Annotated in this window: 10 protein-coding genes; 5 read left to right on the forward strand and 5 right to left on the reverse strand. The window is 63.1% G+C overall.

The features are described 5' to 3' along the window. Nucleotides 1-174 precede the first annotated feature (174 nt). Complete coding sequence (locus FRC96_RS04665; protein WP_146973264.1) at nt 175-993, forward strand: hypothetical protein; 819 nt, start codon at nt 175-177, stop codon at nt 991-993. Between the two features lie 760 nt (nt 994-1,753). Here FRC96_RS04665 and FRC96_RS04670 read toward each other — a convergent pair. From FRC96_RS04670 to hemN, 3 genes are all read right to left on the reverse strand, one after another. Then, the gene (locus FRC96_RS04670) at nt 1,754-2,833 is read right to left on the reverse strand and encodes a hypothetical protein (protein ID WP_230469883.1); all 1,080 of its coding nucleotides are present in this window, start codon (nt 2,831-2,833) and stop codon (nt 1,754-1,756) included. Nucleotides 2,834-3,034: 201 nt separating this feature from the next. Then, nucleotides 3,035-4,783, reverse strand: a complete 1,749-nt coding sequence (locus FRC96_RS04680) for a hypothetical protein (RefSeq protein WP_146973267.1) — start codon at nt 4,781-4,783, stop codon at nt 3,035-3,037. A gap of 524 nt (nt 4,784-5,307) precedes the next feature. Further along, a complete protein-coding gene (gene hemN, locus FRC96_RS04685) occupies nt 5,308-6,681 on the reverse strand; it encodes an oxygen-independent coproporphyrinogen III oxidase (RefSeq protein ID WP_230469884.1) in 1,374 nt (457 codons plus the stop codon). Nucleotides 6,682-7,085: 404 nt separating this feature from the next. Between hemN and FRC96_RS04690 the strand changes: the two genes are divergently transcribed. After that, complete coding sequence (locus FRC96_RS04690; RefSeq protein WP_146973269.1) at nt 7,086-8,894, forward strand: RCC1 domain-containing protein; 1,809 nt, start codon at nt 7,086-7,088, stop codon at nt 8,892-8,894. A gap of 464 nt (nt 8,895-9,358) precedes the next feature. Here the strand turns inward: FRC96_RS04690 and FRC96_RS04695 are convergent, their stop codons facing one another. Then, the gene (locus FRC96_RS04695) at nt 9,359-11,848 is read right to left on the reverse strand and encodes a DNA internalization-related competence protein ComEC/Rec2 (protein WP_146973270.1); all 2,490 of its coding nucleotides are present in this window, start codon (nt 11,846-11,848) and stop codon (nt 9,359-9,361) included. Nucleotides 11,849-13,310: 1,462 nt separating this feature from the next. On the opposite strand from FRC96_RS04695, the gene secA reads away from it, so the two are divergent. The 3 genes from secA to FRC96_RS04710 all read left to right on the forward strand — a co-directional run bounded on the left by secA (nt 13,311) and on the right by FRC96_RS04710 (nt 17,760). Then, complete coding sequence (gene secA, locus FRC96_RS04700) at nt 13,311-16,130, forward strand: preprotein translocase subunit SecA (RefSeq protein WP_146973272.1); 2,820 nt, start codon at nt 13,311-13,313, stop codon at nt 16,128-16,130. 250 nt (nt 16,131-16,380) lie between these two features. Continuing rightward, the gene (folB, locus tag FRC96_RS04705; RefSeq protein WP_230469885.1) at nt 16,381-16,746 is read left to right on the forward strand and encodes a dihydroneopterin aldolase; all 366 of its coding nucleotides are present in this window, start codon (nt 16,381-16,383) and stop codon (nt 16,744-16,746) included. A gap of 39 nt (nt 16,747-16,785) precedes the next feature. After that, nucleotides 16,786-17,760, forward strand: coding sequence for a site-2 protease family protein (locus FRC96_RS04710; RefSeq protein WP_146973276.1), 975 nt, complete (start codon nt 16,786-16,788; stop codon nt 17,758-17,760). Between the two features lie 67 nt (nt 17,761-17,827). Here the strand turns inward: FRC96_RS04710 and FRC96_RS04715 are convergent. Beyond that, on the reverse strand, nt 17,828-19,640 hold a 1,813-nt coding region (locus FRC96_RS04715; RefSeq protein WP_230469886.1), incomplete at its 5' end, for a hybrid sensor histidine kinase/response regulator.

Genomic DNA, 19,640 nt, shown 5'->3' on the forward strand with positions numbered 1-19,640 from the left:
CTGCAGGGCTAATCTAACGCTCACGCACACCAGATCCGTCAGCTCCATGTCGTACCGTCGTAGGGGGATCTGTGTTTCGTCCGGGGCGCTTTGCTGCAGGGGCAGCGAGGCATTCATTGATGTGACGCGCGGCGCTTTTTTAATGGCCGCCGTCCTCGACGTGAGAGGAACGACATGGAAAACGCACACTTTTTGAACCTTCGACGTATGCCGACCGGGCGCTACGCCCGCGCGCTGCGCCTGATGCTCGCCAGGGTCAAGGACGCCTCGCTCCCCGGCCTGGGGGAGCGCCTTGAGCAGGCCCTGAAGCTCTCGGAGCAGACCCTGGCGCTGGAGTTGAAGTGGTCGACGGCCCGCGCCAACGCCACCAGGGCCCGCGGTCAGGCGACGCTTATCGACCACCAGATCGACGAGCAGCTCTCCGCCCTGGAGAGCGGCATCAAATCGCAGATGGTCGGCGATGATGATGAGCCGGAGGTGGAGATGGCCCGCGAGCTGCATCGCACCTTCTTTGCGGAGGGCGTCGGGGCGATCACCCAGAAGGCGTACGAGGTGCAGGAGGGACTGATCGACGCGATGCTCGCGAGCCTCGACGCGCGCTTTAACAACCACGTCGAGGCGCTGGGCCTACGACGGGGTGTGGAGCGTCTGCGCCGACTGACTGGCGAGTTCAAGGCGGAGCTCGACCGCGACCGCAAGCCCGGCGTGACCTACGATCAGGTGCAAGCCGCCCGCCATCAGCTTCATGAGGCCACCTGCCGCGTGCTCATTGGGGTGCTCTACCATCTCGAAGCTGGCGAGGCGTCAACTCTTGCCCGGCGCGCGAATATCCTGGAGCCGCTGCTCGACCAGCAGGAGCGCGTCGCCCAGGCCTACAGCCGCCATCGCGCCCCGACCGACGTCAATCCGGATACCGGGGAGGAGATTGTGGAGGGCGGAGAACCCGAGGCCGGGGAGGCGGAGCCGCAGCCGCAACAGCCCGCACTCGCCTGACCCCGCACAGGGTCTGATACCCAGCACCACCCCCTAAAAGCCGGCCCCCACGCGCGTTCCTGCCCCGGACGACGTGGGGGTCGGTTTTTTAACCAGGGAGAGCGGGGCTTGCGGTGGGGTGGCGGTTCGACCGGGAGGGTCGATGACCTCCAAAAAAGCACTTCGACCCTCAGCAAAATCGGTCATCGACCGACGTGGGAGGTGGTGAGTGTGCCAGATTGGCGCGAAAGGACCGGTTTAGGGGGAGGTGAGTGTAGAAAAACACCACATAGGGACCGGTTTTTGGGGGTGTGAGTGTGCCAGAATGGCACACATGAACCGATTTCGGGGGGAGGTGAGTTCAAGGAAAATGGGTCGAGGACCGGTTTAGGGGGAGGTGAGTGACGAAAAAATGGGTCGAGGACCGGTTTTGGGGGGAGGTCAGCTGGGTGGGAGTCGGGGGTAGGAGCGGGGGTCGAGCTCGTCGCAAAATTGGACCGGAAAGGCCGACCGAGGGACGGGCGCGAGGCGAGAATGCAATGGTCGGCCTACTCATCTTTCTTGTTGTTTTTGGGTGGACGCTTGGAAAACGTCCTCAGATGGTCTGGAGTACCATGGTCGAGTTGGATTGAAATCCGTGGTGCCGGTACAGAGCTGGCGTCTGGACGTGCCCGAACGCTGGGTTCCGTCTGTAACGCTGATTTTTTGACTGCTGACTCAGTCTTGTTGTGTTTGGGCTTGTTTGTAGACTCTTTCTCGTTGGAGTTTGGTGTTGTCTTTTTCATTTCTTCTGACCTCCATCGCTGTCCTTCCTGATTTCGATCGATGGGCGCGGAACGTCTACTTCGGGACGAAGAAACGGGATTCTTGGACGTTGTTCACGCCCGGCGTTCGAATTTGCTGAGTTCGGATTTGGTTTCGATGGTTCTGGTTTGGATGGGGGTTGATTGTCTTTCGCCATTACTTGCCTCGTCTCATCTGGTGGAAGTTGGTCCAATTCGTGCAATCGGGATTCGGTTATGTGGGCTAAAACAGACGTTATCACAAACACACCTCCAAGTAAAAGACTTGTTCTGGCACGATGCAGCCATATGCCTCGTAGATTGTTCACTCGGTGATTTAGATCATTGCAATATGCATGAACGATTGTCATGCGATCACGAACTTCATCTTGTGCCAAGATATGTGCGTCTTCCGCAAATCCTTGCTCTTTAAAAGTGCTAGTGATTAGGTCGATCTGTCTTAAGTTCTCTTCGGCAGGTGTTCCATATGCGTAGGCATGGCCATACCATGCGCGAGCGGAGCAAAACGCGGTCCACACAAGTAGACATAGTGATAGGAGAACACAGGTTGAGGCTATGTGGAGGATCCAGTTTGAACGATTTAGTGGGAGGTTTAGAACGACAAATCCAAGTAGGCCAACCAACGGAATGATAACCGTCAACACTAATCCGATTCCTTTTTCAATGTGATCTCTGCGAGCCAGGTTTAGTGTTGTTGCTTGTTGGAAATATGAATCCAGCCAGGGTGAAGTGTCTAAGATACGTACTGGCCATTCGGTTTGAGGGGAAATTTCTGGAAATGGATTCCACCAGTTTTGAATTGGTTTCCAGGCGTTCATGAGTATGCTTCTTTTTGCTTTTTCGGTATCCGTTAAGTTGGTGGATTTCGTGGGGGCTGTCGAGTCAGTAGAGCCAGCAGCGTCAACAGCGTCAACAGCGTCAACAGCGTCAACAGCGTCAACAGCGTCAACAGCGTCAACAGCGTCAACAGAGTCAACAGAGTCAACAGAGTTAACCAGGTTTGTGGGGTTGGTAGGGTTTATGGAGTCAGCAGGGTTTGTAGGTTCAGTGGTATCCATAGAACGAGCAGTGTCAGTTGTTATCTTCATTTTTGTGTGCCCGGTATCTGGGTGTTTTGATAGTCGTTGGATTGTTTGTAGAAGGTTGGTTGATATCCGATTTGATTTAATTTAAGGGATGCTTTTGCTTGTTCTGTCAATTTTGTAAATTCGGCATCTCATCGCACATACTCATCACCCTCTCTCACTTTCTACCAATCTTTACATTCCCCCCACCACCCCCACCGCCTTCGCCCCCACATCCAGGATCGAGGCGCCGGCCGGGTAGGTGTTCACATCGAGCACCGTGCTGTGCTCCAGCGCGTCGATGCGGACGGAGGTCTCCTGCACATCTTTGGGGATGTAGGCATGGTAATCCGCGATGTGATCCAAAAAGCCCGTGACTTCGCCGCGTGCGAACACCGCGTTGAGGTGCTCGGCCGAGGCGAAGGGGCCGCCCAGCGCCGAGTTCTCGCCGGATAGCGGTGGGGCGGCGCGTTGGCCGCGGAGGTAGGCGGCAACTTCGTTTTCGCTGAGTGCGTTGGTGGCGAAGACGAGGAGTTGGCCGTGGCGGTAGATGGTGATGGGGAGCAGCGCGTGTTCGACGAGGGTGATGTCGGGGGCGTCGGTGCCGTCGCTCTGGCGCAGGGGGCGCTCTTTGAGGTTGATGAAGGGGCGTTCGCTGATGAGGGCGAGCATGCGGGTGTGCAGGGCTTCGAGCTTCTGGGGTTCGATGAACTGGATGATGGCCAGGGCGCGGAGCTCTTTGAGGGCGGTCATCAGGCCAAGACTATCTCTGGCGGGTTGGTCGCCGCGGTAGATAAAGAGGCCGGTCTGGCCGCTGAGGTTGTCGATGAGGTCTTCTTTGATGTCGAGGTTGTAGTCGGTGACTTCGCGCACCGACTCAAAGAGGGCGTCGAGGCGCTGGCGGTCCTCCTCGGTGAGTTCGTTGCGGCTGTAGTTCCAGAGGTCCTGCGGGTGCATGGAGGTGCGGGCGGCGAGGAGGGTCTCGTCGGTGGCGAAGTTGGACCAGGGGAGGGTGTGTGCGGCCAGGGAGATGGAGGGAGGCTCGGTCCCGTCGGGCGCGGGTTCGGCGTCGCCCATCCAGAGGCGCCAGCGCAGGATGTCGTTTTCGATGCTCAGGCCGATGCCGATGCCGGAGGTATGGGCAAAAAATTCGTCGAAGGACTCGGTGCCTTCTTCGGGGACGAAGCTGGACCACAGGGAGTTGTCGGCGAGCTCGGGGGCGGCGGGGAGAAAGAGCCCAAAGAGGCTGCTGGCGAGCACTTCGTTTTGGAAGTGTTGGAAGGGGCGGTGTTTGGAGAGGGGGGCGTCGCCGGGGCCTTTGAGGAAGTTCGCGAGGATAGTGGTGGGGATGGGCTCGGGGTTGGAGGGGGGCGCCTGGGCGGTGGAGGTGGCGCAGGCCGCCCCCTTGATGTGGGTCCAGGCGAAGGTGTCGCCGTAGGCGTGAATGAAGTGGTCGCCGACGCGCTCCTCGCGGTGGCGGGCGGAGGGGTCGGTGTCGAGGGCCGGTCCCACGGTTTCGGTCAGAAAGGCGTCGAATTTGGGGGCGTCGCTGACGGGGGCGCAGAGGATCGGGTTGCCTTTGATGACGCCGCCAAAGACTGCACCGTCGAGTTTGATGCCGCGGGCCGCCCAGGCTTGCGCGTCGCGAAGATCGAAGGAGGCTTTTTCGGCGAAGGAGGCGGTCAGTTCTTCGAGGCGGACCTGCTGGCGGCGTTGGGTGGGGACGTCGAGGGCCTCGGATTTGAGGGAGGCGTCGATGGCGAGCAGCGCGCCGCCGAGGTTGGGGACGGCGAAGGCGGCTTCGGTGTCGGCGGGGAAGTGCTTGGCGAGTTTAGCTGCACCATTTTTGGACGGGCAGCCGGAGTTGCAGCCGAAGGTGGTGAGGAGCGCGAGGGTCAGGAGCGGTGTGGTGAGGGCGCAATATGAGAGTCGTGGGTACGTCATAGGTCGGTTCGATCAGAAAAGTGGGTTTGCCACGCCGCGGGGAAATGAAACGTTTAAACCCGCATGGATCGTAGGTGGTGTCTGTCTCTCGGGGATTCTGGGTGACCGTGGGGCAGGCGCGGCCTGGGTCAGGCGCGGCCTGGCGGGCGGCGCAAGCGTGTTGGCGAGATGAAGCTGGCCCCCTCCCTTCGAGTTGCGTGGCGTTTGGGAGTTGAAACGAAGCGTAACGGGGGTGGGCTGACCCTGCAAGGGGGCGTGAGAGATGACCCGTGAGAGATGACCCGGGGTCAGTCTGGAGATGACCGTGGGTCGCCCGAGGTGCGCGAAAAATGGGGGTGAGAGGTGACCCAGGGTCATTATCAAAACGACCGAGGGTCGTCATCGAGAGGTGACCCAGGGTCAGTTCGGAGATGACCGTGGGTCACCCGAGGGGCGCGAAACGTGGGGGGGAGAGGTGACCCACGGTCGTTATAGAGGTGACCCACGGTCGTTATAGAGGTGACCCACGGTCGTTTTAACCGTGTCTAGATCGTGCGCGAATACTGCCGCGCCCCGGCGCTCAGATGGGCATCAAAAGGCATGCAAATATTGCGCAGGAGAAGACGCCCCCGCTCGGTGACGGTGAGCCCTTGTGCGTCGAGTTCGACCAGGCCGTCGTCGGCCATGGGCGCAAGCTCCTGGAGTTCGTTTTGGAAGTAGGTGGCGACGTCGACGCCGAGCTCCCGGGAGGCGTTCTGAAAATCGACGCGGGCCTGGCACATCAGGGCCATGATCCAGGCGCGGCGGATGCGGTCGTCATCGCTCAAGAGGTAGGCGCGGTGGATGGGGAAGTCCTCCTGGTAAACGCGCTCCAAATAGTCGAGCAGCTCCTTTGGGTTTTGCAGGTAGAGGCCGTCGATCTGGGAGATTGAGGACATGCCAAAGCCGTAGATATCGACGCCGGCCAGGGTGGAGTAGCCCTGGAAGTTGCGGCGCAGAGTGCCGGCCTGCCAGGCCCTGGCGAGCTCGTCGTCCAGGCGCGCGTAGTGGTCCATACCGATGTAGCGGTACCCCTCGGAGCTCAGGCGCTCGATGATGCGTTTTTGCATCGCGAGCTTCTCCTCGGGGCCGGGCAGCGTGTGGCGCTCGAGCAGCTTCTGGGCCGGTTTGATCCAGGGCACGTGCGCGTAGGTGTAGATGGCAAAACGGTCGGGCTGGAGGCTTAACACCTCGCTCAAGGTCTGATCAAAGGTCTCGGTGGTCTGGTAGGGCAGGCCGTAGATGAGGTCGACGTTGATCGACGTAAATCCTGCGTCGCGCAGCCACCCGACCACCCGTTCGGTCATCTCAAAGGGCTGAATGCGGTTGATGGCTTTTTGAACCTTTGCGTTGTTGTCCTGAACGCCGAGTGAGGCGCGGTTAAATCCGGCTTCTTTGAGCGCCTGGACCTGCTCCAGCGTGAGCCTGCGCGGGTCGACCTCGACGGCGACCTCGGCGTTGTCGGCCAGGGTAAAGTGGGTGCGGATGCGCTCGCCAAGCCAGCGAATCTGCTCGGAGGTGAGGTAGGTGGGGGTGCCGCCGCCGAAGTGAATCTGCACGACCTTTCGATCGGGGTGGATCCAGGCGGATTTGCGGCGCATCTCCTCATCGAGCGCAGCGAGGTAAGGCTCGGTCTGCGAGCTGTCTTTGCCGATCACCGTGGTGCAGCCGCAGTACCAGCAGAGCGTCTGGCAGAAGGGGATGTGGAAGTAGAGCGAGAGGGGCCGGGCCCGGGTGTTATTGTCTCGGATGGCCTGGTGCACCTGCTCCGGCGGCACGTCGTCGCGAAAATGCGGGGCCGTGGGGTAGGAGGTGTAGCGCGGCCCCGGGACGTCGTATTTTCGGATCAGCGGCAGGTCGACGTAAATGGGTTCTGTCATCGCAGACTCCTCGTTGATGCGTGCTCGACGCCGGCATGAGCGTCATGGCTGCGAGGGTTTGCAACGGGTGTGCCGTGTGGGGCGATGATGATGACGTCCCGGGGTGCAGGTGCGTTTCGTGCGGTGCTGGCGCGGGTTGCGGCGAGGTCGGAGCGCATGGAGAACACTCGCCGCGCGGGTGGCTTCGCGTCGCGCGCGACCACCCGTCATCTTTGGGGGGCGCATCCTTTGCGCCAATGCCCGGCGCGGTGCATCATTTGCACACTCAGACGCTCGCCGGCGCATCGACGCCGGGCGGGAGTCGGCGCATACTTGATGCCGGCGTCTGCATTCGCTAGAGCGCGAGGCGCCGGTAAACAGGCGTCAGCCGGCGTTCTCCGAGGCGGTTTTCCTTGAGGCAGATCATGAACCGACATGTTTTCGTACTGTGTGCAACGCTCCTGATGCTGTTAAGCGCCTGCGGTAACGGCGATGCCGAGCGGCGTCGCGGTGACTCGCCACAGCCCGGCACCTGCGAGCCGGCCTGTGAGACGGGCTTTAGTTGCGTCAACTCGGAGTGCTACGTCCAGGTGCGGCCGGAGGATTGCGGAGAGGACGAGGAGTTCGACCCGCGCCTGCGCGTCTGCCTGACGCCGCAGTGTGATGATGGCGTTCAGAATGGCGAGGAGGAGGGGGTGGACTGCGGCGGTGACTGCGAGGCCTGCGAGATCCCCGAGCTTTGCGGAAACGGGGAGATCGATGAGGGCGAAGCCTGCGATCACGGCGGCACCATTCAGTTGGCTTGCGCCTACGGAGAGAGCTCCTGCGAGGTTTGCAATGTGCGCTGCGAGCTGGTGCCAGGCCAGGTCACCGGGTTCTGCGGCGACGATCAGGTACAGGCCGGGGGCGGGGAAGAGTGCGATCACGGCGGATCGCCCCAGACGGCGTGCCCCGATGGCGAGGATGTCTGTCAGGTGTGCGCCGAAGACTGCACGCTGGTGGCGGGCGAAGCGAGCGGAAGCTGTGGCGATGGTGTGATCCAGGGTGAGGAAGAGTGCGACGGGGCGGCGCTCGGTGGAGCAAGCTGCCAGAGCCTGGATTTGCCCGAAGGGGAGCTCTCCTGCGCAGCGAATTGCACCTACGATACGGCCGCCTGTGTGGCTTCGGATGGCATTGAGGAGCTCGCGCTGGGTTACTCGCATACCTGCGCCCGGCGCGCCGACGGCAGTGTGTATTGCTGGGGACGTAACGATGATGGTCGCCTGGGAGACGGCGGCAGTAGCGATCGCGTGACTCCCACCGCGGTCGTTGGTCTGGACGACGCGGTGCAGATCAGCGCCGGCGGCTACCATACCTGCGCGATCCGCGAGAACGGCACGGTCGTGTGCTGGGGGGATAACGCCGACGGTCAGCTCGGTAATGGGACGGGCGTCGGCAGCCGGTTGCCCACGCCGGTACCGGGGTTGACCAACGTGACGGCCATTACGACGGGCACCTGGCATACCTGCGCGGTCACCGGCAGAGGCGCGGCCTACTGCTGGGGCCAAAACAACTACGGCCAGCTCGGTGATGGCCGGGCGGTGGGTTCGAGCTCACCGGTGCTCGTGTCGATCGGGTTGAGCGACGCGACCCGGATTGATGCCGCCAATTTTCATACGTGCGCGCGGCGCAACAACGGAGCGTTGGTGTGCTGGGGCCGAAACACCTATGGCGAATTGGGAGACCCGAACTTCACGCTCTCCTACTCCGAGGAAGCGCTTGTGCAGGTGCGCGGGCCCAATGGCACCGCCACGCTCTCGGGAGACTTCATCGGTCTGGGCAATGGCTTCACCTGCGCGCGCACAGATCAGGGGCAGGTGTACTGCTGGGGCATCAATGGCGAGGGCCAGCTGGGCACCGGCGTTGCCGGCACGTCGTATTACGCCGGGCTGGTCGGCACGGGCTTTGCGCAGTTGAGCGTGGGTGAGTTTCACGCCTGCGCCCGTGACAGCGCGGGTGCGGTGTCATGTTGGGGTCGCGGGAGTGAAGGCCGTCTGGGGCTCGGCAACATCGCGAACTACGATCAGCCCCAGACGCTCGTGATGCCTGCGGTGGAGCATGTGGAGGCCGGGGGAACCCATACCTGCGCGATTCTTCAAGACGGGAGAGTGATGTGCTGGGGGCGCAACTCTAACGGCCAGCTGGGCGATGGCACGTTGAACGATCGTCTGGTGCCGACCGAAGTTGGGTTTTAGCGGGCGCCCGCTCCGGACACAGGTGCAGGCGTGATGGTGGCAAGGCGCTTCGGGGGGAGGGGGCGTTCATGCGCATCAACAAAGGGGCAGGGCTGACCCAGGGTCGGATTTTGAGGTGACCCAGGGTCGGATTTTGAGGTGACCCCGGGTCGGTTTAGAAGTGACCCCGGGTCGGTTTAGAAGTGACCCAGGGTCGCATTTGAAATGACCCAGGGTCGGGTTTTGAGGTGACCCGGGGTCAGATTTGAAATGACCCCGGGTCGGTTTAGAAGTGACCCAGGGTCGCATTTGAAATGACCCAGGGTCGGGTTTTGAGGTGACCCCGCATTTTGAGGTGACCCAGGGTCGGTTTAGAAGTGACCCAGGGTCGCATTTGAAATGACCCAGGGTCGTCTGAAACGGTTCGATAAAAGGGGGGCGAAAGGCAGGTCAATGCGCCTGATAGGATACCCCGCGCGAGGCGTTCAGGGGTGCTCGCCCTCCGGCCACCGGGCCGGAATCACGCGCAGAGTGCCGTTGGCCTCGATCTCGAGGCGAGTGCTGCCGTGGGTGTCGGTGCGGAAGACGTCGATGTTGCGCGTCTCAAAGCGCTCGAGCACCTCAAGGTGGGGGTGACCAAAGGGGCTGGGGCGGCCGGCGGAGACCAGCGCGATGGTCGGCTGCAAGAGCTCGAGAAGTTCAGGCGACGACGAGGTTCGCGAGCCATGGTGACCAGCCTTGTAGACGGCTGCCGGCGTAGGAATGTGGTGGGCCTGGGTGAGCAGCCAGCGCTCTCCGGCCTCTTCCAGGTCGCCTGTGAGCGCGATGGCCACGCCGGCGTAGTTCACGACGACCACCACGCTGCGGTCGTTCTCCGAGGGCAGCGAGTCGGGTGGCGTGAGCAGGGTGAGACGCGCGCCGCCGGCGCTCAAGGTGAGTCGCTCAGGTAGACGGGGAACGTGGGCGCCCAGGGCCCGGGCTTTGAGCGCCGTCTGGTAGGTGCGGGCGTGGGCGGGGTTGTTGCGCGCCAGAAAGACGCGGGGCGCAAAGGGGCGCAGGAGCGCGTCGAGGCCGCCGTAGTGGTCGAGGTCGGCGTGGGTGAGCAGCAGCACATCAAGGCGCCGGATGCCGAGTTTTCGCAGGTAGGGCGCGACCTTTCGCAGTCCCGGATCCTGGCCGGAGAGGCTGCCGCCGGCGTCGATGAGCATGGTCGTGCCATCGGGAAACTCCAGGAGCGTGGCGTCGCCCTGGCCCACGTCGATCATATGCACCTTGAGGGGGGCTTCGTCGCGCCGGAGCGTGTCGCTGAGCGCGCCGGGGACAAGGCCCAGCCCCCAGATCAAGAGCGCGATGAAGCAGGGGCGAAGTCGCAATCCGCCGCGCACCGCCAGCCAGCAGGCCACCCACATCGCCGCCCACTCAAAACGCTCCGGGTACCCCAGGCGCAGCTCGTTGAGCGGCCAGTACGCCACCACGTCGAGAAGCTCATATAGCTGGATGAAGAGACCGGCGCCCCACCTCAGGAGCACGCCGGCCAGCCAGGGCCACAGACCGGTGAGCAGCGCGCCGGCGACCATCAGCGGAAAGATCAGTGGGCCCACCACCGGGATCACCACCAGGTTGGTCCAGAAGCCACTGACCGGAAGCTCCCCGCTCATCGCGATGAGCGGGGGCAGTGTCGCCACCGAGGCCGCCGTCGACACGCCGACAAAAAGTCCCACCGCACGCCGACGCCGCACCCACACGCTCTCGCGCTGACCCATGGACGCCTGGGGCCGCAACCACGCCGGGCGTCCCTGATGAAAGAGCAGAATCCCGGCCGTGGCCGACATCGAGAGCTGAAAGCCGATCTCAAACAGCAGTCGCGGCGCCCCCCACAAAAGCAGCGTCCCCACCATCCACAACACCGACGTCGCCTTCACTCGCCGCGTGATAAGAAGCGAGAGGCTGGCCAGCGCCGCCATCAGAAACGCGCGCTGCGCTGAGACCGGCGCGCCGATCGCCACCAGATAGCCCAGCAGCAGAAGCAACGAGGGCAACACCAGCAAACGTCGCCTGGGCACGTAGCAATACAGGCGCGGCAGGCGATCAAAGAGCAGGCGCAACCCCAGCGCGATCAACGCGGCGATCACCCCGAAGTGCAGCCCGGAGATCGCCAGGACGTGGCTTGTGGAGGTCATATCGAAAGGTTCGCGAAACTCCGGGCGGATCAGCCCCCGGCTGGCGGTGAGCATCGCCCAGGTCACCGCCAGACCGTCGCCGTCGAGGTGCTGCGCGATGCGCCGCTCCAGATCCAGGCGCTGGCCGGTAAGCCAACGCTGAAGCCTCAACGACACGCCGGGGGAGTGCGCGACATGCACCTCCGGACGCTCGCGTAACGTGGCCGTAGCCAGGTAGCCGCGCGCCTCCATCAGCTCGCGGGCCGAGCTCTGCCAGGGAGTGGTTCGCGGCACAAAGCGCGAAAGCCGCGCCCACGCCCGCACCTCGTCGCCCGGCATCGGAAGTACGTCACACGCGCGGCCCTGGTCGGTCCCGTAAAAGAGGCGCAGCAATGGTCTGCGCCCATCCATCACCGCGTTGAGCTCGGGCTCATCGCTCCCCAGGAGGCTCGCATCGTAGCTGTACCCCTCGCCCATCGGCACCGGGCCGGCCTCAATGCGCACGTGCACCTCCAACTCGCGCCGCTCCTCCCCGAGCGCGGCGCGAAGGTCGCTCTCGGTCTCCCAGCTGTGTCGATCCCGCGCGCTTATCCCCAGGACCACCGCGCCCGAGAGGGCCGCCACCGCCACCGCGAGGCTCCACCGCCGACGCGGACCCTGGCGACGACCTGCCCCGGTCCCGAGGGCCAACATCCCCAGGAGCCCTGCGACCGCCAGCAGAAGCAGCGCTGCGCCCACGCTCACCATCGCCGGTGGACCCGCGATGCCCACACACCAGCTCAGCGCACTCGCCCCGCCGAAGGACGCCAGCGCCACGGGTACTCCCTGCGCCTCACCGCTACTATATGCCTCCCCTCGACCCCTCAATGCACCCTCGCCAGATCACCCGTTGACAGGCCCAAATCTCCTCTGATACCGGCCGCCTTCACATCCCACCCCGATCTGTTGTCGTGTCATTTTCGTCAGGCTTGCGCGATCACCGCCAATTCTGCCGGGATTCTTTCCCACAACCTTAAGTTTTCCACCGCTTCAGGGGGAGTTTCCCACAGCCTTCCCCCTACTTTTCCACAGGGTTGTGGTTAACCGACGGTCGACCTGTGTGTCGATGTAGGTGTGGATTGTTTTGGTGTGCATGTGCCTGAATTTATTGGGTTTTATTCCGTTATCGCGCGATGGGGTGAAGGCGTGTTTTCGTCCAGAAAGGGCGATCACAAGGCTTCCACAGCGATCTGTGAAAAACCCTGTGGAAAAAAATGGGGAAAAGTCTGGCGATCGCCCGAGGTCTCTGAAAACGCATGCGGTGCAGGTGATTGTAGAGGTGGGTTGGGCATGCATGTGGCGACCCGGGGTCGCTGTTCTGATCGACCCACGGTCACCATTTCGACGACCCACGGTCACCTTTTCGGCGACCCACGGTCACCTTTTCGCGGTCACCTTTTCGGCGACCCACGGTCACCTTTTCGCGGTCAACTTTTTGGCGACCCAGGGTCACCTTTTGGGCGACCCAGGGTCACCTTTTGGGCGACCCAGGGTCACCTTTTGGGCGACCCAGGGTCACCTTTTGGGCGACCCAGGGTCACCTTTTGGGCGACCCAGGGTCACCTTTTGGGCGACCCAGGGTCACCTTTTGGCCGACCCAGGGTCACCTTTTGGGCGACCCAGGGTCATCTTTTCACCGACCCACGGTCACCGTTTCGACGACCCACGGTCACCATTTCGCGGTCAACTTTTGGGCGACCCACGGTCACCTTTCTATCGACCCAGGGTCATCTTTTCACCGACCCACGGTCACCGTTTCGACGACCCACGGTCACCATTTCGCGGTCACCTGCTTCCGCTGCAAATCACCGCCCCACAACCGCCGTCTCCTTCGCGCAACACTCCCCACACCAGCATGCCTCGCCCACGTCCTGAGCGTGCGCGTTGCGCCGGCAGGAATACCCCCCCGCGATCGGCCTGTTGTTGCGGCACAGGAGGTCGGGGCCGACGGTGAGTCACACAGCGACGCTCGCGGGCGTTGGCGTGCTGGCCATAGTCTGCTATGCCATGCACCGATCATCGGACTGACAAAGTGCCACTTACGACGCCGTGAGCCAACATTGACGCCATGTATGCTACATCGAGAGCACCCTGAGCTGCGTTGCAAATCCTCGACGATGCTAAAGCATCGCCTGCGGTTTGTGCCTTGCCCAGGTCACTCTCGAAATCGCCTCCAAAGGCGTCACCATTGTCTCACGGCGTTCTAAAAGCAGCGCGCGCGCAGCGGAACCACATTCCTATGAAGAAGCTACTGACATCGCTATTCGGGTCGGCCAACGAGCGTTACATCAAAGATGCTCGTGCGAAGGTCGCGCAGATCAACAACCTCGAGGCCAAATACGAGGCCATGAGCGAGGAGGAGCTCAAGGGCCAGACCGGCGTCTTACGCCAGCGTCTGGAGCAGGGCGCCTCGCTCGACGATCTGCTCTTTGACTCCTTTGCCGTGACCCGCGAGGCCGGCAAGCGCGCCCTGGGCATGCGCCACTACGACGTGCAGATGATCGGCGCGATGGTCATGCACGAGGGCAAGATCGCCGAGATGAAGACCGGTGAGGGTAAGACCCTGGTCGCCACGCTCGCGCTCTACCTCAACGCGCTCGAGGGCAAGGGCGCCCACCTGATCACGGTCAACGATTACCTGGCTCAGCGTGACGCGGCCTGGATGGGCAAGCTCTACAGCTACATGGGGATGAGCGTCGGCACGATCATCAGCGATATGAGCGACGCCGCCCGCAAGCGCGCTTATGCCGCCGACATCACCTACGGCACGAACAACGAGTTTGGCTTCGACTACCTGCGCGACAACATGAAGTTCCGCCTGGAAGATTACGTCCAGCGCCCACTTCGTTTCGCGATCGTCGATGAGGTCGACTCCATTCTCATCGATGAGGCCCGTACCCCGCTGATCATCAGCGGTAAGGCCAACATGTCGACCGAGATGTATTTTGAGATCAACAAGATCGTGCCCTACCTCAAGCGCGATGAGGACTACCTGGTCGACGAGGAGCACCGCAGCGCCACGCTCACCGACAGCGGCGTGGAGAAGGTCGAGGAGCGGCTGGGGATCGACAACCTTTACGACCCGGTGCACATCGAGACGGTCCACCACGTCAACAAGGCCCTCCAGGCGCACACCCTTTATAAGAAGGGCGAGCAGTACATTGTGGAGGATGGCGAGGTGAAGATCGTCGATGAGTTCACCGGCCGTAAGATGGAGGGGCGCCGCTGGTCCGATGGTCTGCACCAGGCCGTCGAGGCCAAAGAAGGCGTCGAGATCAAAGACGAGAACCAGACGCTCGCTACGGTCACCTTCCAGAACTACTTCCGCATGTACGACAAGCTCTCCGGCATGACCGGTACCGCGGAGACCGAGGCCGAAGAGTTCCACGAGATCTACAAGCTCGACTGCGTGGTAATCCCCACCAACCGGCCGATCCAGCGTATCGACCAGGAAGACGTCATCTACCGTAGCTATCGCGAGAAGTTTAACGCGATCGTCGAGCAGATCGTCGAGTGCAACAAGCGCGACCAGCCGGTGCTCGTCGGTACGACCTCGGTCGAGAAGAGTGAGGCGCTCAGCCAGGTGCTCAATCGCAAGGGCATCAAGCACGAGGTGCTCAACGCGAAGTACCACGAGCGTGAGGCCGAGATCGTCGCCCAGGCCGGCCGCAAGGGCCGCGTGACCATCGCCACCAACATGGCCGGTCGTGGTACCGACATTCTGCTCGGCGGCAACCCCGAGGCCATGGCTGATGATCTGGTCGGTGAGCCGGATGTGCCTGAATTTACTCCGGAAAACGAGCGTGAGCAGTACTTCAGCGAGGAGTACAAGGCGGCGCTCAACCGCTTCAAAGAGCAGTGCGCCAAAGAGAAGCAGGAGGTCCTCGACAACGGCGGCCTCTTCATCATCGGCACCGAGCGCCACGAATCTCGCCGCATCGATAACCAGTTGCGCGGTCGCGCGGGGCGTCAGGGCGACCCGGGGGAGAGCCGCTTCTTCCTCTCGCTCGACGATGACCTGCTGCGTCTCTTCGGCGCCGAGCGCATCGGCAAGATCATGGACACCCTCAAGATGGAAGAGGGCGTGCCGATCGAGCACCGCATGGTCACCCGCAGCATCGAGAACGCGCAGAAGAAGGTCGAGGGTCGTAACTTCGACATCCGCAAGAACGTGCTCGAGTACGATGACGTCATGGATACCCAGCGTAAGACCATCTACACGATGCGTCGCAACGTGCTGCAGGGCCATGACGAAGACGGCCGCGGGTTGTTGTCGATGTCGCTCGACCTCTTTGAAGAGGTCGCGCTGAGCACTATCGACACCTATGCCTCACGCCAGGTCCGCCACGATGACTGGGATCTGGCCGGGCTCTCAATGGCCATTGAGCAGGTCTTCGACCTGGAGATCTCCTTTGATGACATCACCGGCCGCGACGCCATTGAGGCGCGGGTCTGGTCGCGCATCGAAGAGATGATCAGCAAGAAGGAGGCGATGCTCGACGAGGTCGCCGCCAAGGTCAACGAGCGCCGCGCCCAGCAGCGCGAGCAGCAGTCGGCTGCTGCGGCCGCCGACGGCGCCGACTGGGACGAGCCGGAGGTCGAGGAAGTCACCGGTCGACAGCTCTTTGAAGAGCAGATTCAGAACCGCTACCTGCGTGCGATCGACCGCTACTGGCGTCAGCACCTTCAGGCCATGGAGCAGCTTCGCGACGGCATCGGCATGCGCGGCTACGCGCAGAAAGATCCGAAGCAGGAGTACAAGAAGGAGGGTTACAACCTCTTTGTGGACCTGATGATGAACATCAAGACCAACGTGGTCGAGTTCGTCTCGAAGTTCGAGGTGGAGCAGCCCGAATCACTGCAGCAGCGCCAGGCGCCGGCGCCGCAGGTGCCCGGCAAGATCGTCTTCAACCGCCCCGGTGTCAGCGCCGAGTCCGAAGACGACAACAGCACCGTTAAGCGCGAGCTGCCCCAGGTCGGCCGAAATGATCCCTGCCCCTGTGGCAGCGGCAAGAAGTACAAGTCGTGCTGCATGCGCAAAGAGGCCGCGGCCAGCTAAGCAACACCGACACACTCGCCGGCGGCCCGAAAGGGCCGCCGGTTTTTTTTGGACGTCGTAAGCCTCGTTGCTGTCGGGTCTGCTGCATCGAGAGCACCGCGGGCTGCGTTGCAAAGCCTCGACGATGCTAAAGCATCGCCTGCGTTTTGCGCCTTGCCGGCGGCACTCTCGATATCGCATCTCCCGACATCAACATCTGCTCACGACGTCAGATCGATGGCACCACGCGTACTATGTCTATGAGGTCGGCATGATGAAGGTTTTCGCCCGCGGCATCGCCTTTGATGGCAAGCACGGGGTCTATGAAGAGGAGCGCCGCGACGGCCGTCACTTTGAGGTCGATGTCGAGGTCACCCTGAGCGATGCCTCCTCGGCCGACTCCGACGAACTCGACGAGACCCTGGACTACCGTCACCTGGCCGAGATCGTGGTGGAAGTTGCGCAGGGCCCCAGCCGTTTTCTTGTCGAGAAATTGGCCGGCGAGGTCTTGAGGTTGGTCCTGGAGCGCCACGGGCAGGTCGAGGAGGTCTGCGTGGAGGTGCGCAAGATCGCCCCCGATGTCGCCGGCAGCCCGCAGTGGGTGGGCGCGCGGCTGACGCGCCGTCGCTCAGGTTGACCCACTCCTTTTCGTCCCTCTCTCCGAGGTCTTTGCACGATGTTCCTTGAGCGTTCCGGTCTGCATATCTTCACCTGGCGCAACATCGAGGTGTCTGTCTCGTTGTGGTACGGCCTGATCATGGCCATGATCGTCTTCTTCCCCGCGCTGAGCGGGGGCTCGATGTTGGCGGGGCTGATCTGGGTGGTGGCGGTGACGATCTCGTTGCTGGTGCACGAGTTTGGCCACGCGCTTGTGGCGCAGCGTTACGGGCTGGGCCCCAGCGTGCTTCTGCACGGGTTCGGTGGCCTGTGCATGATGGAGCGCGAGGCCGACACCGACGGGGAAGACGCGCGGGTGGTGTTCGCCGGGCCGGCCGCCGGCCTGATCTTCGGGGGGCTGGTCTACCTCTTTGCCACCTTCGCGCCGCAGATCGCCTACGCCTCGACCTGGAGCGCGACCTTTGTGGGGGCGCTGATCTTTGTGAACATCGCCTGGAGCCTGGTGAACCTGCTCATCCCCATGTGGCCGCTCGACGGCGGGCAGCTCTTTCACCTGATCCTGCGCCGCTTTAAAGACGAGGAGAGCGCGCGACGCATCACGCTTAACGTGAGCATTTTTGTGGCGATCCCGGCGGCGATCGTGGGCTTTTTGATCTTCCGCAGCTTCCTCATTGCGCTCTTCGCGGTGATGGTGGTGATGAGCTGCATGAGCATGCTGCAGACCGGGCAGTCGCTGGTGGGGCGCCGCAGCGGGCGAAGCCTGGCGACCGCGTCCGACTTTCATCAGGAGCTTCTGGCACAGGCCGAGGCGGCGCTCGCCGATGAGGACTGGCGGGAGGCCTACCGGGTCTGCCATCAGATGCGCGCTTCGGGGCAGATGCCCGAGAAGATGCTCATGCGCGTGTGGACCATCCTGGGGTTGAGCGCCACCGAGATGGGGGAGTACGACGAGGCGATCGACTACCTGCGCCGCGCCCCGCAGTCCGCCGAGGTGGCGATCGCGCTGGAGCGTTGCCAGCGTGAAGTCGCCTGAAACGTCTTTGAAATCAATATGTTAGGGCGGTGTCGCCGGCGCGAACTTCGCGCCGGCTTTTTTGTGCTCAGAGGAAGCGGCGCACCGTCTCCAGGAGCGTCTTCTCCTGGAAGTCGAGCTTGACCAGGTAGCCGTTGGCGCCCAGGCGCATGGCGCGCTCCTTGTCGGCGGGCTCACCCAGGGTGGTGAGGATGACGACCGGGAGGCGAGCGTGGTCTTCGGAGGCGCGGATACGCTGGAGGAGCTGCAGGCCGTCCATCGTGGGCATCTGAATGTCGGTGAGCACCAGATCGACGCGGTGGCGGCCCAGCATCTCCAGGCCGTAGTGACCGTCGTCGGCCTCCAGCACCCGGTAGCCCTCGCCGCGCAAAATGGAGGTGACAAGCGTGCGGGTGACCTCGCTGTCTTCGACCACCAGGATGGTGCGGATGTCCAGCGCGCGGGTGCCCTGCACGGCGGTAAAGGAGCGCTGGCGACGGGGTTGTTCGAGATCGAAGCGCGAGTCGTGCTCGCTGCGCTCCATCAGGTCGACGACGTTGAGCAGAGGCACCACGTCGCCGGAGTCGGTCAGCGCGACGCCGCGGCAGAGCCTCACACCGGCCAAGAAGTCGCCCAGGGGGCGGCTGATCGCCTCACGCTCGCCAAGGACGCGGTCGATCCACACGGTGACGCGTCGCGCGCCCTTGCGCACGAGCAGCACGCTGAAGCGCTCCGGGGGGTGTCCGCGCTCCGCCAGACCCAGCGGCGAGGTCCAGTCCAGGAGCGGGATCAGGCGCTCGCCGACCGGTACACAGACCGCGCCGTGGACGCGACGAAGATCGTCGCGGCTCACGTCGATGACGCGCTCGACGTCTTTGGCGGTCAGCGCGAACTGACGCTCCCCCAGGGTGAAGACGAGCACGGAGTTGACCGCCGTGGTCACGGGCAGGTGCAGGGTGAAGGTGGTGCCGCGGCCGACCTCACTCTCGATCTCGATAAACCCGCCCACGCGCGAGATCTGGCGGCGCACCACGTCCATGCCGATGCCGCGTCCGCTGACGTCGTTGACGGAGTCGCGGGTGGAGAAGCCGTTTTCAAAGATCAGCGCGATCGCCTCCTGATCGGAGAGGCGAGCTGCCGATTCGGCGGTGTGCATCCCGCGCTCAATGGCTTTTTTGCGGATGATCTGCGGATCGATGCCGCGCCCGTCGTCGGAGAGCACCACGCGGATGGAGTCGCCGACGTATTCGGCGCTCAGCTCAATCTCGGCCTCGGGCTCTTTGCCGGCGGCCTGGCGCTCCGCGGGGGGTTCCAGGCCGTGGTCGACCGCGTTGCGCACCAGGTGAAGGAGGGGCTCGGAGAGGGCGGAGAGAATGGCGCGGTCGACCTCGACGTGGCCAAAGGTGTCGACCAGGCGCACGCGTTTGCCCTGGGATTGCGCCAGATCGCGGACCGCGCGCGGGTAGTGGCTCAAGACCTGGGCCAGAGGCACGTGGCGCATGTAGCGGGTCTGGTCGTCGATCTGCGAGGCGCGCACGTTGACCTGGTAGCTCTCTTCGCGCAGGGCCGTCTCGCAGGCGTCGAGGCGGTGGTTGAGGTTGCGCAGCGCCATGGTGTGACTTTTCGGGAGCTGGCCTTCGAGCTGCGAGAGCATCGCGCGCAGATCCTGGCGGATGCCGTGCAGCTCGCCTAAGCGATAGCCCACGCGCCGGCTCATCAACAACGCCTCACCGGCGAGCTCGCCGAGGCGCTCGAGTTTCTCGACGTCGACGCGCAGGTTGGTGGTGGTCTGAATGCGCAGCGCGCCCGACTCCAGCTCGCGCTCGTTGCCGGCGCCGATGCGCGCGCGGGTGGGCTGGGGCGACGACGCCACAGGCGGCGCGGAGGGCGCAGCAGGCGTG

The organism is Lujinxingia vulgaris, from assembly GCF_007997005.1.
In the GTDB taxonomy this organism is placed as follows: Bacteria; Myxococcota_A; Bradymonadia; order Bradymonadales; family Bradymonadaceae; genus Lujinxingia.